The organism is Stenotrophomonas sp. YJH_SMC_14-1 (assembly GCF_059372275.1).
Window position 1 is genome coordinate 330,218 of the sequence record NZ_JCAFVK010000001.1, and the last position, 24,762, is coordinate 354,979.

At 66.5% G+C, this 24,762-nt stretch carries 20 protein-coding genes; 5 read left to right on the top strand and 15 right to left on the bottom strand.

Going from position 1 to position 24,762, the window contains the following annotated elements; genetic code table 11:
• The 7 genes from AC5P9P_RS01715 to AC5P9P_RS01745 form a co-directional block, all read right to left on the bottom strand.
• The gene (locus AC5P9P_RS01715; RefSeq protein WP_495232579.1) at positions 1-909 is read right to left on the bottom strand and encodes a biotin-independent malonate decarboxylase subunit beta; all 909 of its coding nucleotides are present in this window, start codon (positions 907-909) and stop codon (positions 1-3) included.
• On the bottom strand, positions 906-1,226 hold the full coding sequence (gene mdcC / locus AC5P9P_RS01720; protein WP_014646339.1) for a malonate decarboxylase acyl carrier protein: 321 nt from the start codon (positions 1,224-1,226) through the stop codon (positions 906-908). The genes AC5P9P_RS01715 and mdcC overlap by 4 nt, the downstream gene beginning before the upstream one ends.
• A 10-nt stretch (positions 1,227-1,236) precedes the next feature.
• Positions 1,237-2,880 carry a malonate decarboxylase subunit alpha gene (mdcA, locus tag AC5P9P_RS01725; RefSeq protein WP_495232580.1) on the bottom strand — a complete coding sequence of 548 codons (1,644 nt, stop codon included), beginning with the start codon at positions 2,878-2,880 and terminating at the stop codon, positions 1,237-1,239.
• A 190-nt stretch (positions 2,881-3,070) separates the two neighbouring features.
• A complete protein-coding gene (locus AC5P9P_RS01730) occupies positions 3,071-5,263 on the bottom strand; it encodes a TonB-dependent siderophore receptor (RefSeq protein ID WP_495232581.1) in 2,193 nt (730 codons plus the stop codon).
• Positions 5,264-5,588: 325 nt separating this feature from the next.
• The gene (mqo, locus tag AC5P9P_RS01735; RefSeq protein ID WP_164133393.1) at positions 5,589-7,277 is read right to left on the bottom strand and encodes a malate dehydrogenase (quinone); all 1,689 of its coding nucleotides are present in this window, start codon (positions 7,275-7,277) and stop codon (positions 5,589-5,591) included.
• A gap of 193 nt (positions 7,278-7,470) precedes the next feature.
• The gene (locus AC5P9P_RS01740; RefSeq protein ID WP_495232582.1) at positions 7,471-7,917 is read right to left on the bottom strand and encodes a GNAT family N-acetyltransferase; all 447 of its coding nucleotides are present in this window, start codon (positions 7,915-7,917) and stop codon (positions 7,471-7,473) included.
• A gap of 169 nt (positions 7,918-8,086) precedes the next feature.
• On the bottom strand, positions 8,087-8,992 hold the full coding sequence (locus AC5P9P_RS01745; protein ID WP_005408522.1) for a LysR family transcriptional regulator ArgP: 906 nt from the start codon (positions 8,990-8,992) through the stop codon (positions 8,087-8,089).
• Between the two features lie 138 nt (positions 8,993-9,130).
• On the opposite strand from AC5P9P_RS01745, the gene AC5P9P_RS01750 reads away from it, so the two are divergent.
• Together AC5P9P_RS01750 and AC5P9P_RS01755 are read left to right on the top strand one after the other, a co-directional pair.
• On the top strand, positions 9,131-9,766 hold the full coding sequence (locus AC5P9P_RS01750; RefSeq protein WP_005408523.1) for a LysE/ArgO family amino acid transporter: 636 nt from the start codon (positions 9,131-9,133) through the stop codon (positions 9,764-9,766).
• Between the two features lie 166 nt (positions 9,767-9,932).
• Positions 9,933-11,900 (top strand): alpha/beta hydrolase family protein, encoded by a 1,968-nt coding sequence (locus AC5P9P_RS01755; protein ID WP_495232583.1) that lies wholly within the window; start codon positions 9,933-9,935, stop codon positions 11,898-11,900.
• Positions 11,901-11,955: 55 nt separating this feature from the next.
• Here the strand turns inward: AC5P9P_RS01755 and AC5P9P_RS01760 are convergent, their stop codons facing one another.
• The 3 genes from AC5P9P_RS01760 to AC5P9P_RS01770 all read right to left on the bottom strand — a co-directional run bounded on the left by AC5P9P_RS01760 (position 11,956) and on the right by AC5P9P_RS01770 (position 15,572).
• Positions 11,956-13,710 (bottom strand): peptide MFS transporter, encoded by a 1,755-nt coding sequence (locus AC5P9P_RS01760; RefSeq protein ID WP_033833344.1) that lies wholly within the window; start codon positions 13,708-13,710, stop codon positions 11,956-11,958.
• Between the two features lie 79 nt (positions 13,711-13,789).
• The gene (locus AC5P9P_RS01765; RefSeq protein WP_033833345.1) at positions 13,790-14,938 is read right to left on the bottom strand and encodes an acetyltransferase domain-containing protein; all 1,149 of its coding nucleotides are present in this window, start codon (positions 14,936-14,938) and stop codon (positions 13,790-13,792) included.
• Positions 14,939-15,029: 91 nt separating this feature from the next.
• On the bottom strand, positions 15,030-15,572 hold the full coding sequence (locus tag AC5P9P_RS01770) for a hypothetical protein (protein WP_231522631.1): 543 nt from the start codon (positions 15,570-15,572) through the stop codon (positions 15,030-15,032).
• Between the two features lie 276 nt (positions 15,573-15,848).
• Between AC5P9P_RS01770 and AC5P9P_RS01775 the strand changes: the two genes are divergently transcribed.
• The 3 genes from AC5P9P_RS01775 to AC5P9P_RS01785 all read left to right on the top strand — a co-directional run bounded on the left by AC5P9P_RS01775 (position 15,849) and on the right by AC5P9P_RS01785 (position 21,489).
• Positions 15,849-17,813, top strand: coding sequence for an OPT family oligopeptide transporter (locus AC5P9P_RS01775; RefSeq protein WP_005408528.1), 1,965 nt, complete (start codon positions 15,849-15,851; stop codon positions 17,811-17,813).
• A 226-nt stretch (positions 17,814-18,039) separates the two neighbouring features.
• Positions 18,040-20,118 carry an alpha/beta hydrolase family protein gene (locus AC5P9P_RS01780; RefSeq protein WP_049430360.1) on the top strand — a complete coding sequence of 693 codons (2,079 nt, stop codon included), beginning with the start codon at positions 18,040-18,042 and terminating at the stop codon, positions 20,116-20,118.
• Between the two features lie 141 nt (positions 20,119-20,259).
• Entirely contained in the window at positions 20,260-21,489 is a 1,230-nt protein-coding gene (locus AC5P9P_RS01785) for a DUF819 family protein (RefSeq protein ID WP_111108425.1), read from the top strand.
• Between the two features lie 210 nt (positions 21,490-21,699).
• Here the strand turns inward: AC5P9P_RS01785 and AC5P9P_RS01790 are convergent, their stop codons facing one another.
• The 5 genes from AC5P9P_RS01790 to AC5P9P_RS01810 are packed head-to-tail and all read right to left on the bottom strand — an operon-like array spanning position 21,700 to position 24,723.
• Complete coding sequence (locus tag AC5P9P_RS01790) at positions 21,700-22,179, bottom strand: hypothetical protein (protein WP_044569652.1); 480 nt, start codon at positions 22,177-22,179, stop codon at positions 21,700-21,702.
• Positions 22,180-22,225: 46 nt separating this feature from the next.
• A complete protein-coding gene (minE, locus tag AC5P9P_RS01795; protein ID WP_005408532.1) occupies positions 22,226-22,486 on the bottom strand; it encodes a cell division topological specificity factor MinE in 261 nt (86 codons plus the stop codon).
• Positions 22,487-22,488: 2 nt separating this feature from the next.
• The gene (gene minD / locus AC5P9P_RS01800; protein ID WP_005408533.1) at positions 22,489-23,298 is read right to left on the bottom strand and encodes a septum site-determining protein MinD; all 810 of its coding nucleotides are present in this window, start codon (positions 23,296-23,298) and stop codon (positions 22,489-22,491) included.
• A 37-nt stretch (positions 23,299-23,335) separates the two neighbouring features.
• The gene (gene minC, locus AC5P9P_RS01805; protein ID WP_049403214.1) at positions 23,336-24,181 is read right to left on the bottom strand and encodes a septum site-determining protein MinC; all 846 of its coding nucleotides are present in this window, start codon (positions 24,179-24,181) and stop codon (positions 23,336-23,338) included.
• Positions 24,127-24,723 carry a GNAT family N-acetyltransferase gene (locus AC5P9P_RS01810; protein ID WP_005408535.1) on the bottom strand — a complete coding sequence of 199 codons (597 nt, stop codon included), beginning with the start codon at positions 24,721-24,723 and terminating at the stop codon, positions 24,127-24,129. Before AC5P9P_RS01810 ends, minC begins: the two co-directional genes overlap by 55 nt.
• Positions 24,724-24,762 lie beyond the last annotated feature (39 nt).

Sequence of the window (24,762 nt, forward strand, 5' to 3'; positions counted from 1 at the left end):
TCATGGCAGGCTCCGGTCGGCGGTGGCGATGAGGAACTCATCGGTGTCGAGCAGCGGTAGTCGCTCGGGGGCTGCGATGCCTTGGCGGGCCCAGATCTCCAGGCCATCGCGGCAATCGCCCCAGACCTGCACGCGCGCCTTCAATGCCGCGTGGCGGGCCTGCAGCGCGGCCAATGCAGTATCCGGATCGGTGCTGCTGGTATCAGGCTGCAGCGCGTTGCTGGCCGCCTGCGCGAAGGCCTCGATGGCATCGGGCACCAGCACCTGTGCCTGGTCGATCAGGTAGCGGTGCTTGCCTCCCGTTACGCGCCAGACCAGCGCGCGATCGCGGGAATCGAACTCTTCCACGCCGCGCACGGTCTCGATCACTTCCGGGCCGGACAGCGACAGGCGACCCTCTTCGGACATGATGACCGTAGTGCAGCAGCGGGCGACGATGCCCATGCCGCCGAAGGCGCCGTTGCCGCTGCCGATCAGCGCGATCACCGGCACACCCGCTGCACGCGCGTCCAGGGTGGCGCGCATGATCTCGGAAATGGCGATGAGCCCTGCATTGGCTTCGTGCAGGCGCACACCACCGGTGTCCAGCAGCAGAAGCACGCCTTCGGGATGTGTTTCGACTGCGCGGCGCAGCAGCCCGGTCAGTTTGGCACCGTGCACTTCGCCCACCCCGCCGCCCATGAATTCACCCTGCTGCGCGGCCAGCAGCACGCGTCGGCCACGCAGCGTGGCTTCGCCGACAACGATGCCGTCGTCGAACGCCGCGGGCTGGTCGAGCTGTGCCAGGTGCGGGCTTATCATCCGCCGCGCCGGGCCGAGGAATTCCCTGAAGGAACCGGCATCGACCAGGCTGGCGATACGCTCGCGCGCATCGGCTTCGTAGTAGCTGTAGCGCTGCGTCCGGTTCATCGTGGATCTCCAGCACGCAGGGTTTCCACGGCCTGGTCCAGGCGTAGGCTGACTACCGCCGGGGTCGCACCGGCATCGTTGATCGAGATGCGTACATCGCGCAGCGGATGACGCTGTGCGAAGTCGCTGATCACCGCTTGCCACACGCTGCCGAAGCCCTTCGCGGCGGTGATGATGCGCACCGTCATCGCGCCGTCCAGTGCGGCCGGCTCCAGCAGGATTTCCAGGTTGCCCGAGGCCAGCACGCCGACCAGCACCGCATCGCGCGGAAACTGCACCGCAGTGTGCCCTTCGAATCGATAGTCGAGGGTTTCCATGCTCAGCCCCTTACCAGTTGCGGAAGCGCTTGGGCGGGTCGTACAGGCCGCCGGACCAGCGCACCAGGTCCTTCACCGAACGCGCCGCCAGCAGTTCACGGCTGGCATCGCGCACGGAGATGCCGAGGTCATCGGGACGGCGGATCACGCCGCGGTCGCGCAGGTTCTCCACCATCGCGCGGTCGCGCCCCATGCCCACGGCGGTATAGCCGGCCACGCCACGGATCGCCTGTTCGCGCTCCTCAGGGGTGCGGCACAGCAGCAGGTTGGCAATGCCTTCCTCGGTCAGCACATGGCTGACGTCGTCGCCGTAGATCATCACCGGCGGCAGCGGCATGTTCGCGCGTTCGGCCAGGTCCCAGGCATCGAGGCGCTCGACGAAGGCCGGCGCCATGTGCTCGCGGAAGGTTTCCACCATCTGCACCACCAGCTTGCGCCCACGCGGCATCTCACCCGGGCGCGCGGCCTGCTGGCCGGCCTTGATCCAGGCCTCGCTGGCATGGCGCCGGCCGCGTGCGTCCGAGCCCATGTTCGGTGCGCCACCGAAGCCGGCAATGCGGTCGCGGGTGGCGGTGGAGCTGTTGCCCTGCAGGTCGATCTGCAATGTGGAACCGATGAACATGTCGCAGGCATACAGGCCGGCGGTCTGCGAGAAGGCGCGGTTGGAACGCATCGAGCCATCGGCGCCGGTGAAGAACACATCGCCTCGCGCGGCGATGTACTTCTCCATGCCTAGTTCCGAACCGAACGAATGCACCGATCTGACGAAGCCCGATTCGATTGCCGGAATCAGTGCCGGGTGGGGGTTCAACGCCCAGTGCTGGCAGATCTTTCCCTTCAGGCCGAGCGATTCGGCGTAGGTGGGGAGCAGCAGTTCGATGGCCGCCGTGTCGAAGCCGATGCCATGGTTGAGGCGGTTCACGCCGTACTCGGCGTAGATGCCCTTGATCGCCATCATCGCCATCAACACCTGGATCTCGGAGATCTGCGCCGGGTCGCGGGTGAACAGCGGTTCGATATGGTTCGGCCTCGGCGCCTGCACCACGAAGTTGACCCAGTCAGCGGGAATGTCGACGCGGGGGAGGGTGTCGACGATCTCGTTGACCTGGGCGATGACGATGCCGCCACCGAAGGCGGTGGCTTCGACGATCACCGGCGTGTCTTCGGTGTTCGGCCCGGTGTACAGGTTGCCGTGCCGGTCTGCGGCCTGCGCGGCGACCAGGGCCACGCGCGGGGTCAGGTCGATGAAGTAGCGGCCGAACAGTTCCAGGTAGGTGTGGATGGCACCGATCTGGATGCGCCCTTCAGCCACCAGGTTGGCCAACCGCACTGACTGCGGGCCGGAGAACGAGAAGTCCAGCTTCGACGCGATGCCACGCTCGAATACATCCAGGTGCGACGGCAGCGACAGCACCGACTGCACCATGTGCAGGTCGTGCACGCGGGCCGGGTCAAGATCGGCCAGGGCCTGGGCGAGGAAATCGGCCTGCTTCTGGTTGTTGCCCTCCAGGCAGACCTTGTCGCCTGGCTCCAGCAGTGCATGCAGCAGCTCGCCTACGTCGCCGGCGGCGACCTCGCGTCCCCGGGCCCACGGCGCGGCACGTTCCAGGCGGGCCTGGCGGCTGCGTTCCAACGTATCCCAGCTCGGGTTCATCGACCGGCTTCCGATTGGTGTCGATGTAATTACGACATAATTACGAAGGGCGCCGCAACCTGCAGTGCAGCAAAAGGAAGGGCCCGCGCGGAGGCGGGCCCATTCAGGTATGCCGCGACGGTGGGTCGTGGCGGAGGGCGTGCCGATCAACGGTCGGCACCCACCAGGCACCCACCGGTTCGCGGGTTGCTCAGAACGTCCAGCGCAGGCTGGCCGACACGAAGCGCGGTTCGCCGTAGTTGTTGTAGTCCAGATTCGCCCAGTAGGTCTTGTCCAGTGCGTTGCGCACGCTCAGCGTTGCGGTCCAGCTGTCGCTGATGCGGTAGTTGGCATTGAACTGCACCAGCATGTAGGCCGGCTGGTTCACCGTCACCGTGCCGCCCAGCGGGTAGGCGATGTTGTAGCCCTGCACCTTGCTCTGCCATTGCACGCCACCGCCAACGCTCAGGCGTTCCAGCGCACCGCGCAGCTGCAGCTGGGTGTTGAGCTGCAACAGATCCTTTGGCGGGTTGGCGTACAGCAGGTCGGTAGCCGCGCGGGTGACCTTGACGTGGGTGTAGCCGGCATTGACCGTCCAGCCCGGCAGGATCTCGCCGTTGACGTCCACTTCCCAGCCGCGTGCCTTGGTGCCGTTGACGCCGATGTAGGCGGAGGTGCCATCGCTCAGCGAACCTTCCGGCACGCCCATGTCGCGCACGGCGTAGTTGTCCTGCTTGGCCTCGAACACGGCGGCGTTGGCGGTCAGGCGGCCGTCCAGCCACTGGGTCTTGATGCCCGCTTCCAGGTTCGAACCCTGCACCGGTGCCAGCAGGTTCTCGTTGCGGTCCTTGAAGTTCTGCGGGTTGAAGATCTCGGTGTAGCTGGCATAGGCCGACACGTTCGGGGTGATGTCGTAGACCAGGCCCACGTAGGGAGTGACTTCATCGCTCACCTTGTACGCGCCGCTGGTGCCGGTGTAGGTGCCAGCGGCGTTGTAGGAGCGGGTGAGGGTTTCCCAGCGGCTCAGGCGTGCGCCGGCAATCAGCGACAGCGGATCGGCCAGGCGCAGGCGGGTGGCCAGGTAGACGCCACTCTGCGTGGTCTTGGCCACGCGGCGCGCGCCGGTGCGGCGGTAGGTCACCTCGGAGATGTCGCCGTTCCAGTTGTACACGTTGGGAATGTAGTAGCAGCGCTCGCCGCCGCAGCGCGCCCAGTCGCTCGGGAAGTTCAGTGCCAGGGTATTCGTCGTGCCTTCCAGGTCCGACCACTGTGCACCGAGGGTCACATCGTGGTCACGGCCGAACAGATCGAAACTGCCGGTCAGGTAGGCATCGACATTGCGGCGGGTGTCCTTCGAATCACCGGCGGCCGCGCGCAGGTAGATGCCCGCGCCGGTCACCGGGTCCGGGTTGCCGGTGCCGTACAGGCGCACGTTCTGCACGTTGCCACGGGTATAGGCGGTGTTGATCTTCAACAGCCAGTTGTCGCCGAAACGCTGTTCCAGGTTGGCGAAGGCGGTGTTGCTCTCGCGCTTCCAGTAGCTCCACTTCGGCGACAGGTTGGTCGAGCGCGGCAGGTGCGCGAAATGGCCCTGGTTGTCGAAGAACGGCACGGTGCCCCAGGTCGAGCCGGTGGGGTTGTTGTCCTGGCTCTGGTAACCGAGGGTGATCGTGGTGCTGTCGGTGACGTCGCCTTCCAGCACCGCCATGCCGGCCATCTTGTTCTCGTCGTAGCGGTCGTAATACAGGCCACGATCGGTGTAGGCGGCGACCACGCGGCTGCGGAAGCGGCCGTCGGCGGTCAGCGGCGCGGTCACGTCGGCCTCCATGCGACGGTAGTCCCAACTGCCGGCGCTGACCGCGAACGACGCATCGAATTCCTTGCCCGGGCGCTTGCGCAGCAGGTTGACCGTGGCCGACGGGACGCCGGCGCCGCTGAGCAGGCCGTTGGCGCCGCGGATCACTTCGATACGGTCGTAGAAGGCGGTGTCGTACTCCTGGTTGGTGGAGCCGCTGTAGGTGGGAATGCCATCGACCTGGAAGTCGGTGATGGCGAAGCCGCGCGCGTAGTACAGCGGGCGCTGCGTGTCATAGAAGGACACGCTGACGCCGGTCACGTTGCGCATCACATCGTTGATGCTGAACAGCGATTCGTCCTGCAGGCGCTGCAGGCTGATCGCGGTGGCCGACTGCGGGGTTTCCTGCAGGGTGATCGGCAGGCGCGTGGTACTGGCCGGCGGCGCCGACTGTTCGGCACGCACGCTCACCCGGTCCAGGGTCTTGGCGTCGGCTGCGCCATCAGTGGCGGCGAACGCGCTGGGCGTGGCCAGCAGGGTCAACGACGAAAGCAGGGCGGCCGGCAGCAGCGCGCGGCGGGGCAGGCGGTTATCGAAGGTCAGGCACATGGTGGGCTCGAAGCGTGGAGGCGGGGAGGGGCGGCAACAGTCGTCCAGCACCCGGGGCGGCGGCTTCGGGCACGGTCAGGTCCGTCTGGGGCGAGGCGCGGTCACTGCGCAGGACGCAAATGTAAATAATTCTTAACAACATTACAATTAGCGTCATTGTGCGCAGGGTTCCCGGCACGGGGCATCGCTTTCTGTAGAGCCGAGCGATGCTCGGCTGCTTTTTGCCGGAGCCGAGCACGGGCTCGGCTCTACAGGCGTAGCCTGCACAAACGCAAACGGCCACCCGAAGGTGGCCGTCCGTCTGCATCGAAAGCAAACTGCGGGCTTACAGCGCCTGCAGTTCCTCGTTGGCGTTGCGCTTTTCCTTGGCCGGCGCCGGAACCGCCGCCGGAGCGGGCGATGCCGCGTTCGCGTCCACCGGCACCTCCAGGTAGGGCAGCTGCAGGGTCTGGCTGGTCAGTGTGCGGATCTCGTTGACCAGCGCGGCGCTGTCGTTGAGCTTGCGCCCGTACGACGGCACGATCTCGCGCAGGCGGGTTTCCCAGCCGGCCTTCATCTGCTCCGGGAAGGCCTTGGCCATCAGGTCAAGCATGATCGGCGGCGAGGTCGACGCGCCCGGCGACGCGCCGAGCAGGGCGGCGAGGGTGTGGTCCTTGTCGGTCACGATCTCGGTACCGAACTGCAGCACCGGGCCCTTCAGCGGATCGCGCTTGATGATCTGCACGCGCTGGCCGGCGGTGACCAGCTTCCAGTCACCCGGCTTGGCATTGGGGAAGTACTTGACCAGTTCGGCCTGGCGGTCGGCATCGTTCAGGCGCGCCTGTCCCATCAGGTACTGCACCAGGTCCAGGTTGTCCTTGCCCACTTCCAGCATCGGGCCAACGTTGTTGTGGGTGACCGAGGAATACAGGTCCCACCACGAGCCGTGCTTGAGGAACTTGGTGCTGTACAGCGCGAACGGCCCGAACAGGACCACCGGCTTGCCGTCCAGCTTGCGCGCATCCAGGTGCGGCACCGACATCGGCGGCGAGCCGGTCTCGGCCATGCCGTAAGCCTTCACCCCATGGCGCGAGGTCACGTCCTGGCCCTGGAAGGCGAGGAACTGGCCGCCGACCGGGAAGCCGGCGTAGTCCTTCGATTCCGGAATGCCGGACATCTGCAGCAGCTTCAGTGCAGCGCCACCGGCACCGATGAACACGAAGCGGGCGTGGGTGGTGGACTCGGTACCGGCCTTGAGGTCCTTCACCGTCACGTTCCAGCTCTTGTCGGCGTTCTGCCGCAGCGCGCTCACTTCGTGGTTGAGGTGCAGGCTGAAGTTCGGGCTGCGCTGCAGGCCGGCGGTCAGCTGGCGGGTGATCACGCCGAAGTTGACGTCGGTGCCCAGCGGCATCCAGGTCGCGGCAACCTTCTGCTTCGGGTCACGGCCTTCCATCAGCAGCGGGGCCCACTGCTTGATCTGGGCCGGATCCTCGGAGTACTGCATGCCGTAGAACAGCGGATTCTTCACCAGGGCCTGCTGGCGCTTGTGCAGGTAGGCGATGTTGTCATCGCCCCAGACGAAGCTCATGTGCGGGGTCGGGTTGATGAAGTCGCTGGGCTGGCCCAGCCGGCCTTCCTTCACCTGGTGCGACCAGAACTGGCGCGAGACCTCGAACGATTCGGCGATGCCGACCGCGCGCTTGGTCTCGATGCTGCCGTCGGGCAGTTCCGGGGTGTAGTTCAGTTCGGCGAAGGCCGAGTGGCCGGTGCCGGCGTTGTTCCAGCCGTCGGAGCTTTCACCGGCGACGCCGTCGAGGCGTTCGTAGACCTGGATGTTCCAGTCCGGCTGCAGTTCCTGCAGGTAGGTGGCCAGGGTGATGCTCATGATGCCGGCGCCGACCAGCACCACATCGACGGGCTTGTCGTTGCTGGCGGCGGGCACCGAGCGCTGGGTCAGCGGCCAGTACAGGAACAGCGCGGCGGCCAGCAACAGCAGCACGAGCAGGGCGAGAAGAGCCTTGCCAAATTTCTTCATGGGGGCGGGATCGTTGGCGGAGGGGAAGGGGTCAGGATGCGCGTGGGGCAGGGAAAGGGCGTGAAGAAACAACGCCTTGCAACATCCTGGCGCGATTCTAACTGTTTCCGGTCCTTTTTTGATGCAACGCAGCATCCGGCCTTTCGCGGCACCGTCACCCATAGCGCCAGGTCATGCCTGGCGACGCCTTCAATCAGACCAGCTCCAGAATCTCGTCTCCGGCGTCGTCGATCTCGCCGGTCGGGCGCCAGCCCAGGCGGCGGTAGAAGCCGTGCGAGCGCGATCGCGGGTCGGCCGAGCAGGCCAGGAACAGCCGCCGGTGGCCGGCATCGCGGGTCAGGCTCACCACGTCCTGCAGCAGTTGGCGGCCGATGCCGCGGCCTTCGTAGTCCGGCAGCAGGGCCAGCACCAGTACTTCGCCGCTGTCGCGGTCGGCGAAGCAGTAACCGGCCATGCGCTCGCCGTCCCAGGCGACGCGGCCGATCGAATCGCCCTGGGCGATGCCGGCTGCCCAGCTGCCCTCGGTGATGCCCAGCTCTGCCAACTGCGCGGCGCTGAAGGCGTTTTCGCGGGTGCGCCCCCGCAGGTCGATGCAGGCGGCGGCATCTTCGGGGCGCGCATCGCGGACGAATACAGGCATGCAGGGCCTCCTTGCATTGATCGGCCGACCAGTATCCGCATCACGCATGGACCCGGCGTGGAGGGTTGATGGAGATTGGATGGAGCAAAAAGGGGACGGAGGGGATTAAGTCGTCTTTGCCCGATGTGTCGCTTGGGCCTTATACGACTTAATCCCCTCCGTCCCCTTTTCAGCGCTTGCGCCGGATCAGTGCCGAGGAGGCCTCCAGCACCGCGCGGGTCAGCAAGGCCATGGTCTGCACGTCGCCCTTCCAATGCTGCCAGTACAGCGGCACGTCTTCCCATGCGCGCTGCCGTACGTAGACCAGGCGGCCCGCGTCCAGGTGCCGCTTGACCAGCGGCAACGGATTCATCGTCCAGCCCATGCCGCCGAGGTTGGCCTGCACGAAGGCGCGCGTGGACGGAATCCACCAGGTCGGCGCGGTGCTGGGCAGGTCGTCGCCGGCCATGCGCCGGGCGAAGCGCGACTGCATGTCGTCCTTGCGGTTGAACACCAGCACCGGGGCCTGCGCCAGCGCCTGCGCGGTCACGCCCTTGGCGAAATGACGCTCGCGGAACTCGGGGGTACAGGTGGCGGCGTAGCGGATGCTGCCCAGCGCATGGATCTGGCAGCCCTGCACCGGCTCGTCCAGGGTGGTCACCGCGCCCAGCACCGTGCCCTGGCGCAGCAGCTCCACGGTGTGGTCCTGGTCTTCCACGCGCAGGTCCAGCGTGGTGCCGGTGGTCTGCGCGAACTGGTAGGCCGCCTGCGGGAACCAGGTTTCCAGGCTGTCGTGGTTCACCGCCACCGGGATGCTGGCCTGTGGCAGATCCTCGTCGGCCAGGCCCATGCGGTGCAGCGCATCGTGTTCAAGCAGGGCCGTCTGCTCGGCCAGCTGCACCAGCAGCTGCCCCTCGGCGGTGGCGGTGGCCGGGGTGCCGCGCTTGACCAGCAGCCGGCCGATCCGGTCCTCCAGCGCTTTGACCCGCTGCGAGATGGCCGAGGGCGTGACATTCAGCGACTGCGCGGCGCGGTCGAAGCTGCCTTCGCGGATCACCGCGGCCAGGGCGCGCAGCTGGGCATGATCGATGCGCATCGAATTAAGCTCCGCTAATGTTGGTTTAGGAAGTTTAGCTCGTCTTTTCCATGTTGCGGCGCGACAATGGCGCTCGTTCCGGTGCTGTCCGCCTTCGCGAGGCACCGTCCCCCAAAGCAAGTAAAGGCAGTGAATCCCATGTTCTCGGTCATCTCCGCCAGCACCGGCCTCGGTGCCTGGTTCTCTGGTGCAGCTACCGGCATCGGCCTGTTCGCCGTGGTCGGCGCCCAGAGCGCCTTCATCCTGCGCCAGGGCATCCTGCGCAAGCACATCGTGCCGGTGGTCGCCACCTGTGCGGCCATCGATGCGATCTTCATCTTTGCCAGCGTGGCCGGCCTGCGCACGCTCACTTCGGCGCTGCCGTGGCTGACCACCGCCGTGCTGTGGACCGGTGTGGCGTTCCTGGCCTGGTACGCGATGAAGTCGGCACGCCGTGCGATCGCCGGTGGCGGCGGCATGGGCGAGGCCGACAGCGATGACGGCAGCCGCCGCGCGGTGCTGATGGCCGCGGTCGGTTTCTCGCTGATCAACCCGCACTTCTGGCTGGACATGATGGTGATCGGTTCGATCGCCGAGAACTTCGGCAACGCCCGCATGGCCTTCGCTGCCGGCGTGGTCACCGCCAGCTGCCTGTGGCTGACCGCGCAGGGCCTCGGCGCGCGCCTGTTGGCGCCGCTGTTCACCAAGCCCAGCACCTGGCGCGTGCTCGACGGCACCATCGCGGTGATCCTCAGCATCCTGGCCCTCACGTTGGCGGTGCGCGGGGTCCACTGACCCGGCGCTCGCCCCCCGAACCCACGTCCTGACTCTCTCTCCAAGGTAGTGGTAACGACGGCACCGGCAACGGTGCCGTCGTTTTTTGTGGGCCACTGGCGGGCCGGGCACTGGCCTGCCTAGAATCGGCCAGCCGGGACAAGGGGTCCAGGCAGGGGAGAGATGGATGCACAAGCGCTGGCTGGCCGCCCTCATCGTGGCGGGACTATGGGGTGGAACCGCTGCTGCGGTCGATCTGGGCGCCTATGTGCGAGCGGACAAGTTCGGCGATGTCATGCTTTCTCCCGGAGGCGACTATCTCGCCGCGACCGTGCCTGCGGACGGCTTCACCGCTGTGATCATCCTCCGTACGGACGACAACACGCCGGTGGGCAATCTGCGCCCACCCCTCAATTCGCATGTCTTCAACATGCACTGGGTCAACAACGATCAGGTGATGTTCGGTCTGGCGCAGAAGTTCGGCACCCGCGATGCGCCCTGGGCCACCGGCGAGCTGCTGACACTGGATGCGCGCACCGGGCGACCGGAACTACTGGTGGGCTACCGCGATCTTGGCCTGCGCGTGCGGCCCAAGTACCGGACGTCGGCTGCTGCGTTCCTCAGTGACGCGCTGCCCGGCGATGATGCCCACGTGGTCATCGCGGTAGGCGGATCGCGGCTGGATGCCAACGGCTATGCGGCCCAGCTGGAACTGGCAAGCGGCAAGCAGCGGCTGCTGGCCCGCGCGCCCATGCCGGGTGCCTCCTATGTGGTGGATGCCCGAGGCGACGTGCGTTTTGTACAGGGCGCCGGAACCGACAATGTCCATCGGCTCTACCACCGCAACGGTGGTGATTGGGTGCTGGTCAATGATGAGAAACGCAGTGGCCGCAGCGAGGCGTCGCTGGGCTTTTCCGCCGACGGCCAGCTGGCCTACCTGCTCAGCGAGCAGGCCAGCGGCCCCGATGCCATCGTCAGCTGGAACCCGGCCACGCAGGAGCGCAAGGTCGTGCTGCGCGACGAGGTCGTCGATCCGGCGCGACTGATCCACCGCCCGGGCAGCACTGTGCCGGTCGGCGCGCTGTTCCTGGGAAACACGCCGCATACCCGGTTCTTCGACGAAAGCTCGGACGAGGCACGGTTGTACCGCAGCCTGGAGGCGGCCTTCCCCGGGCATGCAGTATTCATCACCTCCAGTACCCGCGACGGTCGCCGGCTGCTGGTGGAAACCGGGTCCGGTTCCAATCCGGGCGAGTTCTACCTCTACGACCGCGACCGCAACCAGGCGCGCTTCCTGATGGCGCGCAGCGAATGGATTGATCCGGAGACCACTGCGTCGGTGCGGCCGGTCCTGCTGAAGGCGCGTGACGGGCTGGAGCTCCATGGATTCCTGACAGTCCCGCATGGCAGCACTGGCCGTGACCTGCCGATGGTGGTGGTGCCGCATGGTGGGCCGATCGGGATATTCGACAACGGCAGTTTCGACCACGAGAACCAGTTGCTGGCCGCTGCCGGCTACGCCGTGCTGCAGATCAATTTCCGCGGCTCGGGCAACTACGGCCGTGCGCACAGCCGGGCAGCACTCAAACAGTGGGGGCGCGCGATGCAGGACGACGTGACCGACGCCACGCGCTGGGCGATCAGCGAAGGCATCGCCGATGCCCGGCGCATCTGCATCTACGGTGCCAGCTACGGCGCCTACTCGGCGATGATGGGCGCCGCGCGCGAACCGGGGCTGTACCAGTGCGCGGCCGGCTATGTGGGCGTCTACGACCTGCCGCTGATGTTTACTGGCGGCGATATCCAGGACCGCGATTCCGGAATGAGCTACCTGCGCGAGTGGCTGGGTGATCCGGCCACGCTGGGCGCGGTCTCGCCGGTCAACCTGGCCGAGCGGATCAAGGTGCCTGTGTTCCTGGCGGCCGGGGGTCAGGACAAGCGCGCCCCGATCCAGCACACCGAACGCATGGAAGCGGCGCTCAAGCGTGCCGGTACGCCGGTGGAAAGCCTGTACTACAAGACCGAAGGGCACGGCTTCTATACCCAGGCCCATCGCAGCGAGTACTACGGCAAGCTGCTGGCGTTCCTGTCGCGCAGCCTGGGTGGCAAGACCGCCACGACTGCGGCTGCGGACGGCAAGGGCAGGGCGCCGTAACGCAAAGGGCGGCGGATGATTCATCCGCCGCCCCGGTTCCTGCCTGTGCGTGGGGTTACTTCACCCCGTGCATCATCTTCTTCAACAGTGGTGCGGCAATGAAAGCGGCCAGCGCACAGCCCAGGCCGATCCACATCAGCAGCCAGAACAGGTGCGCATAGGCACCGGCGGCGGCCACCATGTCCAGCGATTCGCCTTCCGGCACCTCGATCGCGGCCAGCTTGCCGAACAGCGCGGCCAGCGTTTCCGAGAACGCGGTGGCCAGGAACCAGGTGCCCATCATCAGGCTCATCACCCGCGGCACGGCCAGCTGGGTCACTGCGGAAAGGCCGACCGGCGACAGGCACATCTCGCCACTGGCCAGCAGGAAGTAGGCCAGCACCAGCCACCACACGCTGGCCATCTCGCCGGTAGCGCCCACCTGCTGCGCGGCCAGTGCCAGCGGCACGAACGACAGTGCGCCGATCACCAGGCCCCAGGCTGATTTGACCGGCTTGCCCGGTTCCCAGCCGCGGCGGTCCATCCACGTCCACAGTGCGGCGAAGGCCGGTGCCAGCAGCACCAGGAACAGGCCGCCGAGATAGGTCAGCGAGCCGGCGGTCTGCGGAATCACCAGGCAGTCGCGCACCAGCAGCACCAGCATCAGCACGACGATGGCGGCGAAGAACGTGCGCGGCGCAGCCGAACCCGGACGACGCTCGGACAACCGCGCGCTGACCACGAAGCCCAGCGGTGCCAGCAGCAGTGAGAGGATCGACCACGGCAGCGGCGTACCGCCGGTGATCACCAGCGAGGGCACGATGTCCTTGGTCAGCAGCCGGTCGGTGAAGGTCACCCACGAGCCGTAGGACTGCTCGTACATGGTGAAGAACACCAGCGCCATGAAGATCAGCACCATCAGCGCGATCATCTGCTGGCGCTGTACCGGCGTGCACTTGCTGCCGGTGAACCAGGCGAACCAGACCAGCACGCCGCCCAGCACCACCACCATCAACATCAGTGCCAGGCTGATTTCACCGCCCAGCGCGAACGCGCCGTTGCCGGCCGCCCACATCAGCCACGCCACCGGCAACACACCGAGCACTGCGCACAGATAGATGAGCCATTCGCGCGGCAGGCCCAGCACCTTCTGCTTCAACGCCGCCGGTTGCGGCGGCTCGGCGTGGCCCTGCAGGTACTTCTGGCCCCACAGGAACATGGCCAGGCCGGCCAGCATGCCGATGCCGGCCGCACCGAAACCGTACTTCCAGCCGTAGGCCTCGCCGAGGAAGCCGCACACCAGCGATGAGAACAGCGCGCCCAGGTTGATGCCGGCGTAGAACAGCGAGAAACCCGAATCGCGGCGCGGATCGTCCTTGGCGTACAGCTTGCCGACAATGGTGGAGATGTTCGGTTTCAGGAAACCGACGCCCATGATGATCAGCGCCAGCGACAGGTAGGTCACCGCCAGTGCCGAGGTGTCGCGCACCACTTCGCCGTTCACCCGGTACGCAGCGTGGCCTTCGAAGGCCATGCCGAGGTGGCCGAGTACCAGCAGGATGCCGCCGAACAGCACGGCCCGGCGCATGCCCAGCCAGCGGTCGGCCAGCATGCCGCCGAATACAGGGATGCAGTACACCAGGCCACCGTAGGCGCCGAGCAGGTCCAGGCCGGCCTTGTCGCCGAACAGGTGGTACTTGGTCAGGTACAGCAGCAACAGCGCCTTCATGCCGTAGAAGGAGAAGCGCTCCCACATTTCGGTGAAGAAGCAGACATAGACGCCTTTGGGGTGGCCCAGGAAGTCGTCGGAAGCGATAGCGGTGGAATTCATCGCGGAATTATAGGCCTGTGGCCCGATCCGCTTTCAGTAGATCCACGCCATGCGTGGATTGCCGGACTGGCCTGGGCGATCACAGGTACCGCAACCACGGCAGGTCACGCCTTCGCGCCTTGAACCGCGCGAATGCCCGGGTCGGCGGGTACAGCACCACCGCCAGCGCACAGGCCACCAGCAGCAGGCCGCTGACCGAATCCAGGGCATACAACTCGCCATGGGTCGGCCCCCAGGCCGCCAGCGCGCCCAGGTACAGCGCCTTCAACACATACAGGTGCAGCAGGTAGAAGAACATCGGCGCGGCGCCGATATCGGCCAGCGGGCGCAGCGCACGCGCCAGTGGCGGCCATTCGTAGAGGCGCAGCAGCAACAACCCCACGCCCAGGGTCAGCAGCAGGAACTGCAATGACGGCGGGTACTTGGTGATGTTGAGGATGCTCAGCCAGGTGCGCAGTGCTGTGGTCTGGTACTGCCAAGGAGCATCCCCGTACTCGTTGGCGAACCGCAGTAAGGCGAACAGGGCCAGCGCGCCGACGCCTGCCCACAGCAGCCAGTGATGGCGCTGCGCCGGCGCGCGCTCGCGGGCGAACCAGGGCCCCATCAGATAACCCAGGGCGATCACCCCGATCCACGGCAGCACCGGATAGGAGGTGCGCAGGCGCAGTGCGCCGGCCTCGATCCAGTCGCGCTGGTGCAGCACTTTCCACAGCACCGCCAGCAGGCCATCGCCTTGCACCCGCAAGCCGTCGAACAGGTTGTGCCCGGCCACCACCGCGATTGCCAGCACCAGCAGGGCCGGGCGTGGCAGCCAAAGCAGCCCGGCCAGCGCGATCATGCTCAGCCCGATGGCCCAGATCACCTGCAGGTACAGGGTTTCCGGCGGCAGCTGGAAGGTCCAGGCGAAATTCACCAGGGTCAGTTCCAGCACGACCAGGAACAGCCCGCGCTTGAGCAGGAACGCGGCCGTGGCCCGGCGCGGATCCGCCTGGCGCTGGCCGTACAGCCAGGCCGACAGGCCGGTCAACAGGACGAACACGGGTGCGCACAGGTGGGCCAGCAGACGGCAGGCGAACAGCGCGGGGGAGACCGTCGCCGCGTCCATCGGGTCGCTCACCTGGTGCTGCAGGAAGAAGGTCTCGCGCACGTGGTCGAGCAACATCAACAGCATCACGGTGCCGCGCAGCTGGTCGATGGAGGCCAGGCGGGTAGTGGGGGAAGGGGCCACGTGCGAGGTTCGGTCGGCGTGACAGGATATAACATTACAATTGCGTCTTTCCAGCGCGTGCTGGGCGGTTCCGACGAGCGCGCGCGTCGGCTCAGGGCAGGCAAACCGAGGGGCTCCAGCCCAGCGCCTCGTCGTAGTGGACCTGGATCGCTCGCAGGCTCCCGTCGGGGTTGGCCTTCAAGCAGAATCGGGCGCTGTGGTGTTGCGTGGCGCCGGTCCTGGAGGCCGACAGCGAAACGTCGTACAGGCGTCCGGGCTGCAGCGGCATCGCCGTCTGCCTTGAAATGGCGTTGGCTGGCAGTTCTCCGTAGACCACGCAGGCTCCGGGCGGAAGTGGGATTGATGCGGGATGGGCAAAGTAGAACGACCATTGCCGCCGCAGCGGTGGAGTAATTGCGTCATGCACCTCCACACCAAACACCTCCGGAGTTTTACCGATACGCTTGCGCTCCTTCCTGGGTAGTCCGAAACAAGGTTTGCCGGCGTTGTCGGTGATCTCGACTGCGCCAATGCGGCTCCAGGCAGATGCGTAATCGCAAAGCGGCATCAGGCAGGTCAGGGCCACGACAGCCACGACCGGTGATTTGATCGGGCGGATCCGCAGTGGGTTGTTCATCGGGCGGCTCAGCGTCATCGGTTCAGATCATGAACACGATGCACGGGGCGTTGAGGCACTTCAAACGATGATGGCTGGAATGCTGCAGTACTGGCTCGCCTGGCCCCTGCAGGACATGAGACCGCGAGGCCCGGCAGCCCTCGGGCATGTGCCCCATGCGCTTGATGCGTTGGCCGAGTTTGGCCAGAAGCGACTATCTCACTGCCGACCTGGCCGCAACCCTCCCGAACCGCACTGGACTTGCTGCCTCCTGAACGCTAGCGTGCAAGGGATTTTTTGCCAGCAGGGGCTTCCATGAACCACGACGCTGCGCCCAAGCAGCTCACCTTCCGCGCTGTGGCCCTGGCCATCGTGCTGGCGGTGGTGCTGTCGGCCGCAAACGCCTACCTCGGTCTGTTCGCAGGCCTGACCATCGCCACCGCCATTCCCGCCGCGGTGATTTCCATGGGCGTGCTGCGCCTGCTGGGCGGTGGCTCCATCCTTGAAAACAACATCGTGCAGACCGGCGCTTCGGCCGGTTCGTCGATCGCCGCCGGTGTGATCTTCACCATCCCGGCGCTGGTGATCATGGGCTACTGGCCGGACTTCAAGTACTGGTGGGTGCTCGGCATCGCCGGCCTCGGCGGCCTGCTGGGCGTGTTGTTCTCGGTGCCGCTGCGTCGTTCGATGATCGTCGAAGACCCGCTTCCGTTCCCGGAAGGCAAGGCTGCGGCCGAAGTGCTCAAGGCCGGTGAGAATCCGGGCCCGGGCCTGAAGATCCTCGGCCTGTCGGCGGTGATCGGTGCCTTCGTCAAGCTGGCCGCGGAAAGCGGCATGCGCCTGATCCCGGATGCCTGGGCCACTTCGGCCTACGTCGGCAGCTCCAAGGTCACCGCCTTCATCGGTACCAACCTGTCGCCGGCACTGCTGGGCGTGGGCTACATCGTCGGCCTCAACGTCGGCATCGTGGTGGTGTCCGGTTCGATCCTGACCTGGCACATCGCCATTCCGATCTACCAGGCGTTCTTCATGAACACCGATCCGGCACTGGCCGCGTCGGTTGCCGCGGCTTCGTCCACCGAGGCGGCGTTCGCCATCTGGGGCGCGAAGATGCGCTACCTGGGTGTCGGCGCGATGCTGATCGGTGGCATCTGGACCCTGATCTCGCTGCGCAAGTCGCTGCTCAACGGCGTCAAGAGCGGCTTTGCCGCCGCCCGCAAGAGCGGTGGCCCGGTGCTGGCGCACACCGAGCGCGACCTGCCGATGAAGTGGATGCTGGTGGCCTTGGTGGTCTTCGTGCTGCCGCTGCTGGCCCTGTACCAGGCCATCGTCGGCCAGTGGCACGTGTCGATCCCGATGACCCTCATCATGATCGTCGCCGGCTTCCTGTTCGTTTCGGTCTCGGCCTACCTGGCCGGCCTGATCGGTTCGTCCAACAACCCGGTGTCGGGCATCACCATCTCCACCATCCTGTTCGCCTCGGCCGTGCTGGTCGTGCTGCTGGGCGCCGACGGCCTGAAGCCGGTCGGTGCCGGCGGCGCGCCGCTGGGCGCCGTGGCCGCCATCATGATCGGCGCGGTGGTGTGCTGCGCCGCTGCGGTTGGTGGTGACAACCTGCAGGACCTCAAGGCCGGCTACATCGTCGGCGCCACCCCGTGGAAGCAGCAGCTGATGCTGGGCATCGGTGCCTTCTCGTGTGCGCTGATCATGGCCCCGGTGCTGAACCTGCTGGCCACCGCCTACGGCATCGGCGTGAAGTCCGAGCTGCACCCGAACGCGCTGGCCGCACCGCAGGCCAACCTGATGGCCTCGGTGGCCAAGGGCCTGTTCGGTGGTGAACTGCCGTGGACCTTCATCGGCATCGGTGCCGTGGTCGGTGCCGCCATCATCGCCTTCGACAGCTGGCTGAAGGCGCGCAACGCCCGCTTCCGCGTGCCGGTGCTGGCCGCCGCCATCGGCATCTACCTTCCGCTGGAACTGATGGTGCCGATCTTCCTCGGCGGCCTGATCGCCCACCTGGTCGAGCGCTTCCACAAGGTGCGCGCCGATGACGAAGAAGGCCGCGACCGCGTGCACAAGCCGGGCGTGCTGTTCGCCGCCGGCCTGATCACCGGCGAAGCGCTGATGGGCATCGCCATCGCGATTCCGATCGTGGTCAGCAGCCGCGCCGACGTGCTGGCCGTGCCGTTCCACCTGCCGGGCGCGCAGTGGATCGGCCTGGCCGTGCTGTTCCTGGTCGGCTGGCTGATCTACCGCACCGGCAAGTACGCCAAGGCGTAAGGGGGCTCTGCCCCTGGGTTCAACGGGTAGTGCCGGCCGCTGGCCGGCAATCCCGGAATCCCGTGATACCCCTGGTTGCCGGCCAGCGGCCGGCACTACCGCAGACCCCGCTTCGGCGGGGTTTGCTGTTTCTGGCGATTGTCCGTCTGCAGCCATGACCGATGGCCTTGGCAGCCCCGGCCGCACGGGCCTACCATCGGTTTTTTGCCGTCCTGCGGAGACCCCGATGAAACTGCGTCATGCCCTGCTGCCACTGAGCCTGCTGGCCGCCCTGCCCAGCGTCGCCGCTGCCCGTGGCCTGGAAGTCCGCGACATGGTGGCCATGGACCGCGTCTCCGCGCCGGTGCTGACCGCTGACGGTGGCACCGTGGTGTTCGCCAAGCGCAGCGTCGATGCCAACCTGAAGGCCTCCACCGCGCTGTTCGCGCGCAGCCTGCGCACCCGCGATGCAGCGCCGCCGAAGCAGATCACCCCGGCCGGCTGGAACGTCAATTCCGCTTCGCTGTCGGCCGATGGCCAGACCGTGTATTTCCTCAGTGCCAGGAACGGCAGCCAGCAGCTGTACGCGCAGCCGATCAGCGGCGGTGCTCCGCGCCAGCTGACCGATTTCCCGGTCGACGTGGACAGCTACCACGTGTCGCCGCAGGACGACCGCGTGCTGTTCAGCGCCGGCGTGTTCCAGGACTGTGCCTCGGACCTGGCCTGCACCGAGAAGAAACTGAAGGAAAAGAAGGACGCCAAGGCCAGCGGCCAGGTGTGGGATTCGCTGTTCGTGCGCCACTGGGACACCTGGAACGACGGTCGCCGCAACACCCTGTTCGTCGCTCCGCTGCCGACGGCCAAGGCCGGTGCGGTCAAGGGCGCGTCGGCGCTGAGCGCGACCATCGATGGTGATGCGCCGTCCAAGCCGTTCGGCGGCAATGATGACTTCGCGTGGTCGCCGGACGGCGCCAGCGTGGTGGCCAGCATCCGCGTGGCCGGCAAGCAGGAGCCGTGGTCGACCAACTTCGACCTGTACCGCTTCGACGCCGCCGGCAAGCAGGCACCGGTCAACCTGACCGCCTCCAACCCGGCCTGGGATGCCGGCCCTGTGTTCAGTGCGGACGGCAAGACCCTGTTCTACCGTGCGATGAAGCGCCCGGGCTTCGAGGCCGACCGCTTCGGCCTGATGGCGATGGACCTGGCCAGCGGCAAGACCCGCGAAATTGCGCCGCAGTGGGATCGCTCGGCGGGCGGCATCACCCTGTCCGCCGATGGTGCCAGCATCTACACCACGGCCGATGACCTTGGCGAACACCCGCTGTTCCAGATCGACGTGGCCAGCGGCAAGGCCACCAAGCTGATCGGCGACGGCAGCGTGACCTCGGTGGATGTGGCCGGCAACAGCGTGGCGATCACCCGCAACAGCCTGAAGAGCAACGACCAGGTGCTGGTCGGCCTGCTGCCGGCTGCGGGCGAGGCCATCGGCGAACTGCGCGCGCTGACCCCGGCCGCTGGTGAGGTGCTGAAGGAGGTCAGCTTCGGCGACTACGAGCAGTTCGAGTTCAAGGGCTGGAACAACGACACCGTGCATGGCTATGTGGTCAAGCCGCACAACTACCAGGAAGGCAAGTCCTACCCGGTCGCGTTCCTGATCCACGGTGGCCCGCAGGGCAGCTTCGGCAATGGCTGGAGCTACCGTTGGAATCCGCAGACCTACGCGGGCCAGGGCTACGCCGTGGTGATGATCGACTTCCACGGTTCCACAGGCTACGGACAGGCCTTCACCGATGCGATCAGCCAGCACTGGGGCGACCGCCCGCTGGAAGACCTGCAGAAGGGCTGGGACGCGGCGCTGAAGAAGTACTCCTTCCTCAACGGTGACAAGGCCTGTGCGCTGGGCGCCAGCTACGGCGGCTTCATGGTCAACTGGATCGCCGGCAACTGGAACAGCCCGTTCAAGTGCCTGGTCAACCACGACGGCGTGTTCGACCAGCGCATGATGGGCTACGCCACCGAAGAGCTGTGGTTCACCGAGTGGGAGCAGGGCGGCACGCCGTACCAGAAGGCCGCGAACTACGAAAAGTTCAACCCGGTCAACCACGTGGCGGACTGGAAGAAGCCGATCCTGGTCATCCACGGCCAGCAGGACTTCCGCATTCCGGTCGAGCAGGGCCTGGCCGCGTTCACCGCTGCCCAGCGTCAGGGCATCGAATCGAAGTTCCTGTACTTCCCGGATGAAAACCACTGGGTGCTGAAGCCGAACAACAGCATCCTGTGGCATGACACCGTCAATGCCTGGCTGAAGCAGCACATCGGCAACTGATGACTGCAGCGCCGCCCTTCGGGGCGGCGCTTTTGTTTCGCCATCTGCTTTACCGGTGGGGGCCGACCGTTGGTCGGCACACCCTCATGATCCGCCGCCAACAGCAGCCGGCCAGCGGCCGGCTCTACCCAGAGCACCTGCATGATCCAGAACGACATCGTCGTCTTCGGTTTGATCGCCGCCACCCTTGGCGCCGTGTTCTGGACCGCCTCGCGCGAGCAGGGCCTGTGGAAGCGCTTCTACACGTTCGTGCCGGCGCTGCTGCTGTGCTACCTGATTCCCGGCATCTACAACACCGTCGGCCTGATCGATGGGCAGAACACCAAGCTCTACAACCCGATCGCACGCGACATGCTGCTGCCGGCAGCGCTGATCCTGCTGACCCTGGCGGTGGACATCAAGGGCATCCTGCGGCTCGGCCCGAAGCTGGTGCTGATGTACCTGGGCGCCTCGGCCAGCATCATGCTCGGTGCGGTGGTGGCGTTCCTGGCGATGCGCGCGCTGCATCCGGAAACCGTGGCCGGTGACACCTGGGCCGGCATGGCCGCATTGGCAGGCAGCTGGATCGGTGGCGGTGCCAACATGCTGGCAATGCGCGAAGTATTCGACGTCAATGCGACCACGTTCGGCCAGTTCGCGGTGGTCGATGTCGGTGTCGGCTACGTGTGGATGGCGGCACTGATCTTCCTGGCGGGGCGGGCAGCGAAGATCGACGCGCGCAGTGGCGCCGATACTTCGGCCATCGATGAACTGAAGGAGCGCATCGCGCGCTTCCAGGCCGAACACGAGCGCATTCCCAGCCTCACCGACCTGATGCTGATCGTGGCGGTGGCCTTCGGCGGCGTGGGCCTCTCGCACGCCATCGGCGCGCCGCTGGCAGCATGGTTCAAGGCCAACGTCAGCTGGGCCTCGCAGTTCAGCCTGGACGCGCCGTTCGTGTGGGTGGTGGTGCTGTCGACCACGCTGGGCCTGAGCCTGAGCTTCACCCGTGCGCGCACGCTGGAAGGCGCGGGCGCATCGCGCCTGGGCTCGCTGCTGCTGTACTTCCTGATCGCCTGCATCGGCATGCAGATGGATCTGCTGGCGCTGCTGGACCGCCCGTGGCTGTTCCTGCTCGGCCTGATCTGGATTGCCGTGCACATCGTGCTGCTGTGGTGCCTGGGCAAGCTGCTGAAGGTGCCGTTCTTCTATTTCGCCATCGGTTCGCAGTCGAACATCGGTGGACCGGCCTCGGCGCCGGTGGTGGCCGCGGCGTTCCATCCGGCACTGGCGCCGGTGGGCGTGCTGCTGGGCACGATGGGCTACGCCACCGGCACGTACCTGGCTTACATCGTCGGCATCACCCTGCGCGCGCTGGCAGGGCAGGGATGATGGGGTAGTGCCGGCCGCTGGCCGGCAACCAGGTAATGCTTCACGGGTTCATGAGGTTGCCGGCCAGCGGCCGGCACTACCGATGCGTTACGCCACCGGCAACCCACGTTCGATCAACCACGCCTTCGCGTCTTCGGCGTCCTGCTCGAACCGCGCCGAGTGAAAAGAGGGGCGCCGCAAGGTCCGGCGCGTCGCCACGCGCCCGCGGCCTTACGCCACCGGCAACCCGCGTTCGACCAGCCACGCCTTCGCGTCTTCGGCGTCCTGCTCGAACCACGCCTGTGTCGACCCCAGCCGATACGTGTACCCCCAGGCATCCATGTCGGCCATCAACCGCGCACTGCCGACACCAGGCAAACGCCCGGCCAGCACGATCTGCAGGTAGCAGGTGGCATCTTCCTCGGCCACCGAATCGGTGGCGTCGGTGTGCACCTGCGCGCGCCGCTCCGGCGGCAGTACGATCAGGTGGCAGGCTTCATGCAGCATCGAATGCACCGGGGTGTCATCGCGCACATAGACATTGCTGGCGATGATGCCCGCCTCGGGCTCGCCCCAGTAGCTGCCGGGAATCGGTTCGCCTGCGGCCACGTGGTGCAGGCGAAGGCCATGCGCGGCGAGCAGGCACTGCGCGTCGGCGAAGGCGATGTCGCCCACGCAGGTGATGTCCACGGCGGTTGTCGTATCGGTCATGCAGGTCACGCGGCCCCGCCCATGCAGGCACGGGCGGGGCGGGGCATCAGGGTTTGTCCGGGCCTTCAGGCAGCGCCACGGAGATGTCCAGCACATCGTGCTGGCCATCCTTCACCAGGTCGACCTTGACCGCATCGACGTCGATGTTCACGTACTTCTTGATCACTTCCAGCAGCTCGCGCTGCAGCAGCGGCAGGTAGTCCGGGCCACCGCGGTGGCTGCGTTCCTGCGCAATGATGATCTGCAGGCGGTTCTTTGCGGTTTCGGCGGTGGTCTTCTTCGCTTTGAGGAAATCGAACAGGCCCATGCTTACCCTCCGAACAGCTTGCTGAAGAAGCCCTTCTTCTCGACGCTGGTGAAGCGCATCGGGCGATCTTCGCCGAGGATGCGCGCGACGGCGTCGTCATACGCCTGGCCGGCAGCGGATTCGACATCCAGGATCACCGGTTCGCCCTTGTTGGAGGCATTGAGCACGTCGCCCGATTCGGGGATCACGCCGATGGCCTTCAGCCCCAGCACTTCCTCGACGTCGGCGATGCTGAGCATCTCGCCGGTTTCCACGCGCAGCGGGGTGTAGCGGGTCAGCAGCAGGAAGGCAGGCACGTTCTGGCCGGATTCGGCCTTGTGGGTCTTCGAGTCCAGCAGCCCGATGATGCGGTCGGAGTCGCGCACCGAGGACACTTCCGGGTTCACCACCACCACGGCGCGGTCGGCGAAGTACATCGCCAGGAATGCTCCCTTCTCGATGCCGGCCGGCGAGTCGCAGATGATGTAATCGAAGCCATCGGCGGCCAGGTCCTTCAGGACCTTGCCCACGCCTTCCTGGGTCAGTGCGTCCTTGTCGCGGGTCTGCGAGGCGGCCAACACGTACAGGTTGTCGAAGCGCTTGTCCTTGATCAGGGCCTGCTTGAGGGTGGCTTCGCCATGCACGACGTTGACGAAGTCGTACACCACGCGGCGTTCGCACCCCATGATCAGGTCGAGGTTGCGCAGGCCGACGTCGAAGTCGATCACCGCCACCTTCTTGCCGCGCCGCGCCAGGCCACAGGCCAGGCTCGCGCTGGAAGTGGTCTTGCCCACGCCGCCCTTGCCGGAGGTGACTACGATGATTTCAGCCAAAGGACTTCTCCTGGTTCTGCATTAGTTTGGGGCTGCGTCAGTCCAGCGCAGCGATCTTGATCTGGTCCTGTTCCAGCCACACCTGCACGGCCTTGCCGCGCAGGTTGTCCGGAACATCGTCCAGTACCTTGTAGTGGCCTGCAATGGCCACCAGTTCCGCATGGAAATCACGGCAGAAGATGCGTGCCGCGGTGTTGCCCTGGGCCCCTGCCAGCGCGCGGCCGCGCAGGGTGCCGTAGATATGGATGCTGCCATCGGCGATGACCTCGGCGCCGGCGCCGACGGTGGCCATCACGGTCAGGTCGCAGTTCTCCGCGTACAGCTGCTGGCCCGAACGCACGTTGCCCAGCTGCATGCGGCCCGGCTGCGGCGCGGCTGCATCGGCGATCTTGGCTACCGGTGCGGCCGGGGCTGGCTTCGGTTCGGCACGCGCGGCGCGGCGCGGTTCCGGTGCGGGCGGCGGCGGGGCCGTTTCGGCCTCGGCACGTTCGTACTGGGCGCGGAACTTGGCCAGCAGCGGCAGGCCGAGCTGCTGCGAGAGCAGGTCGACCGCGCTGGTGCCATAGGCCAGCGCCACCGGCAGCACGCCGGCGCTGCGCAGGCCATCGACCAGCGCCTGTGCAGTGGCCACGTCCGGAACCTGGCTCAGGCCGCCGAAATCGAGGATCACCGCCGCGCGGCCGAACAGCTTCGGCGCACGGGTCACGCGCTCGCGCATTTCCTGCACGAGGCGTTCGACATCAAGGGTACGGATGCGAAGGTTGGCGATGCCCACCTGGCCGATCTTCAGTTCACCGGCCTGTTCGTAATCGAAATTCACCGCCACGCTCAGGTCCCCGTCGGCCGCTGTGCCTGCGCCGGCAGCTGCCGGGCGCGTGTCCATGCCACATCCGGCAGCTTGCCGCCGTAGGTCTCCTGGACCCACGGGTAGCTGCACAGTTCCTTGGCCAGCATGCTGGCACGCACATCGACCTGGGCCATGGTGTTCTGGCCCAGCTCGCGGAAGCCGAAGCTGCCGTGGAAGAGCAGGGCGGCATCGGCGCCGTGGTCGAGGAAGACTTCGCAGGTCATCTGCGGGTAGCGCAGCTCGGCAAAGCTCTGCGCGTCGGCATAGAACGCACGGCCGACGCCACCGCCGCGGCGGCGGCTGGCGACCACGATGCGGTCGATGTAGAAGAAGGGGGTGTCCAGCTGCTGCTTGAACCAGGCGAAGTTGCTGCTGTCGTGCTGGCTGTCGCTGCCGAAGCCGATCAGGAAGCCGGCCAGGTTGCCGTCGCGCTCGGCGACGCGGAAATACTCAGCGGTTTCATAGAACAGGCGCAGACGGGCCGCATCCAGGGGAAGGATGGCCAGGCCAGCGTTGTTGTTCAAAGCCAGGACGGAATCGAGCTCGTGCTCGCGCACGTCGCGGATGACAATCGACATTGTGACTCCGTGGGGTAACGCGGTTGGTCCATCAAGGGA

Excerpts from the sequence above, each read along its gene's own strand:
- AC5P9P_RS01715 (WP_495232579.1), bottom strand. The coding sequence starts at position 909 with ATGAACCGGACGCAGCGCTACAGCTACTACGAAGCCGATGCGCGCGAG.
- mdcC (WP_014646339.1), bottom strand. The coding sequence starts at position 1,226 with ATGGAAACCCTCGACTATCGATTCGAAGGGCACACTGCGGTGCAGTTT.
- mdcA (WP_495232580.1), bottom strand. The coding sequence starts at position 2,880 with ATGAACCCGAGCTGGGATACGTTGGAACGCAGCCGCCAGGCCCGCCTG.
- AC5P9P_RS01730 (WP_495232581.1), bottom strand. The coding sequence starts at position 5,263 with ATGTGCCTGACCTTCGATAACCGCCTGCCCCGCCGCGCGCTGCTGCCG.
- mqo (WP_164133393.1), bottom strand. The coding sequence starts at position 7,277 with ATGAAGAAATTTGGCAAGGCTCTTCTCGCCCTGCTCGTGCTGCTGTTG.
- AC5P9P_RS01740 (WP_495232582.1), bottom strand. The coding sequence starts at position 7,917 with ATGCCTGTATTCGTCCGCGATGCGCGCCCCGAAGATGCCGCCGCCTGC.
- AC5P9P_RS01745 (WP_005408522.1), bottom strand. The coding sequence starts at position 8,992 with ATGCGCATCGATCATGCCCAGCTGCGCGCCCTGGCCGCGGTGATCCGC.
- AC5P9P_RS01750 (WP_005408523.1), top strand. The coding sequence starts at position 9,131 with ATGTTCTCGGTCATCTCCGCCAGCACCGGCCTCGGTGCCTGGTTCTCT.
- AC5P9P_RS01755 (WP_495232583.1), top strand. The coding sequence starts at position 9,933 with ATGCACAAGCGCTGGCTGGCCGCCCTCATCGTGGCGGGACTATGGGGT.
- AC5P9P_RS01760 (WP_033833344.1), bottom strand. The coding sequence starts at position 13,710 with ATGAATTCCACCGCTATCGCTTCCGACGACTTCCTGGGCCACCCCAAA.
- AC5P9P_RS01770 (WP_231522631.1), bottom strand. The coding sequence starts at position 15,572 with ATGACGCTGAGCCGCCCGATGAACAACCCACTGCGGATCCGCCCGATC.
- AC5P9P_RS01775 (WP_005408528.1), top strand. The coding sequence starts at position 15,849 with ATGAACCACGACGCTGCGCCCAAGCAGCTCACCTTCCGCGCTGTGGCC.
- AC5P9P_RS01780 (WP_049430360.1), top strand. The coding sequence starts at position 18,040 with ATGAAACTGCGTCATGCCCTGCTGCCACTGAGCCTGCTGGCCGCCCTG.
- AC5P9P_RS01785 (WP_111108425.1), top strand. The coding sequence starts at position 20,260 with ATGATCCAGAACGACATCGTCGTCTTCGGTTTGATCGCCGCCACCCTT.
- AC5P9P_RS01790 (WP_044569652.1), bottom strand. The coding sequence starts at position 22,179 with ATGACCGATACGACAACCGCCGTGGACATCACCTGCGTGGGCGACATC.
- minE (WP_005408532.1), bottom strand. The coding sequence starts at position 22,486 with ATGGGCCTGTTCGATTTCCTCAAAGCGAAGAAGACCACCGCCGAAACC.
- minC (WP_049403214.1), bottom strand. The coding sequence starts at position 24,181 with ATGGACACGCGCCCGGCAGCTGCCGGCGCAGGCACAGCGGCCGACGGG.
- AC5P9P_RS01810 (WP_005408535.1), bottom strand. The coding sequence starts at position 24,723 with ATGTCGATTGTCATCCGCGACGTGCGCGAGCACGAGCTCGATTCCGTC.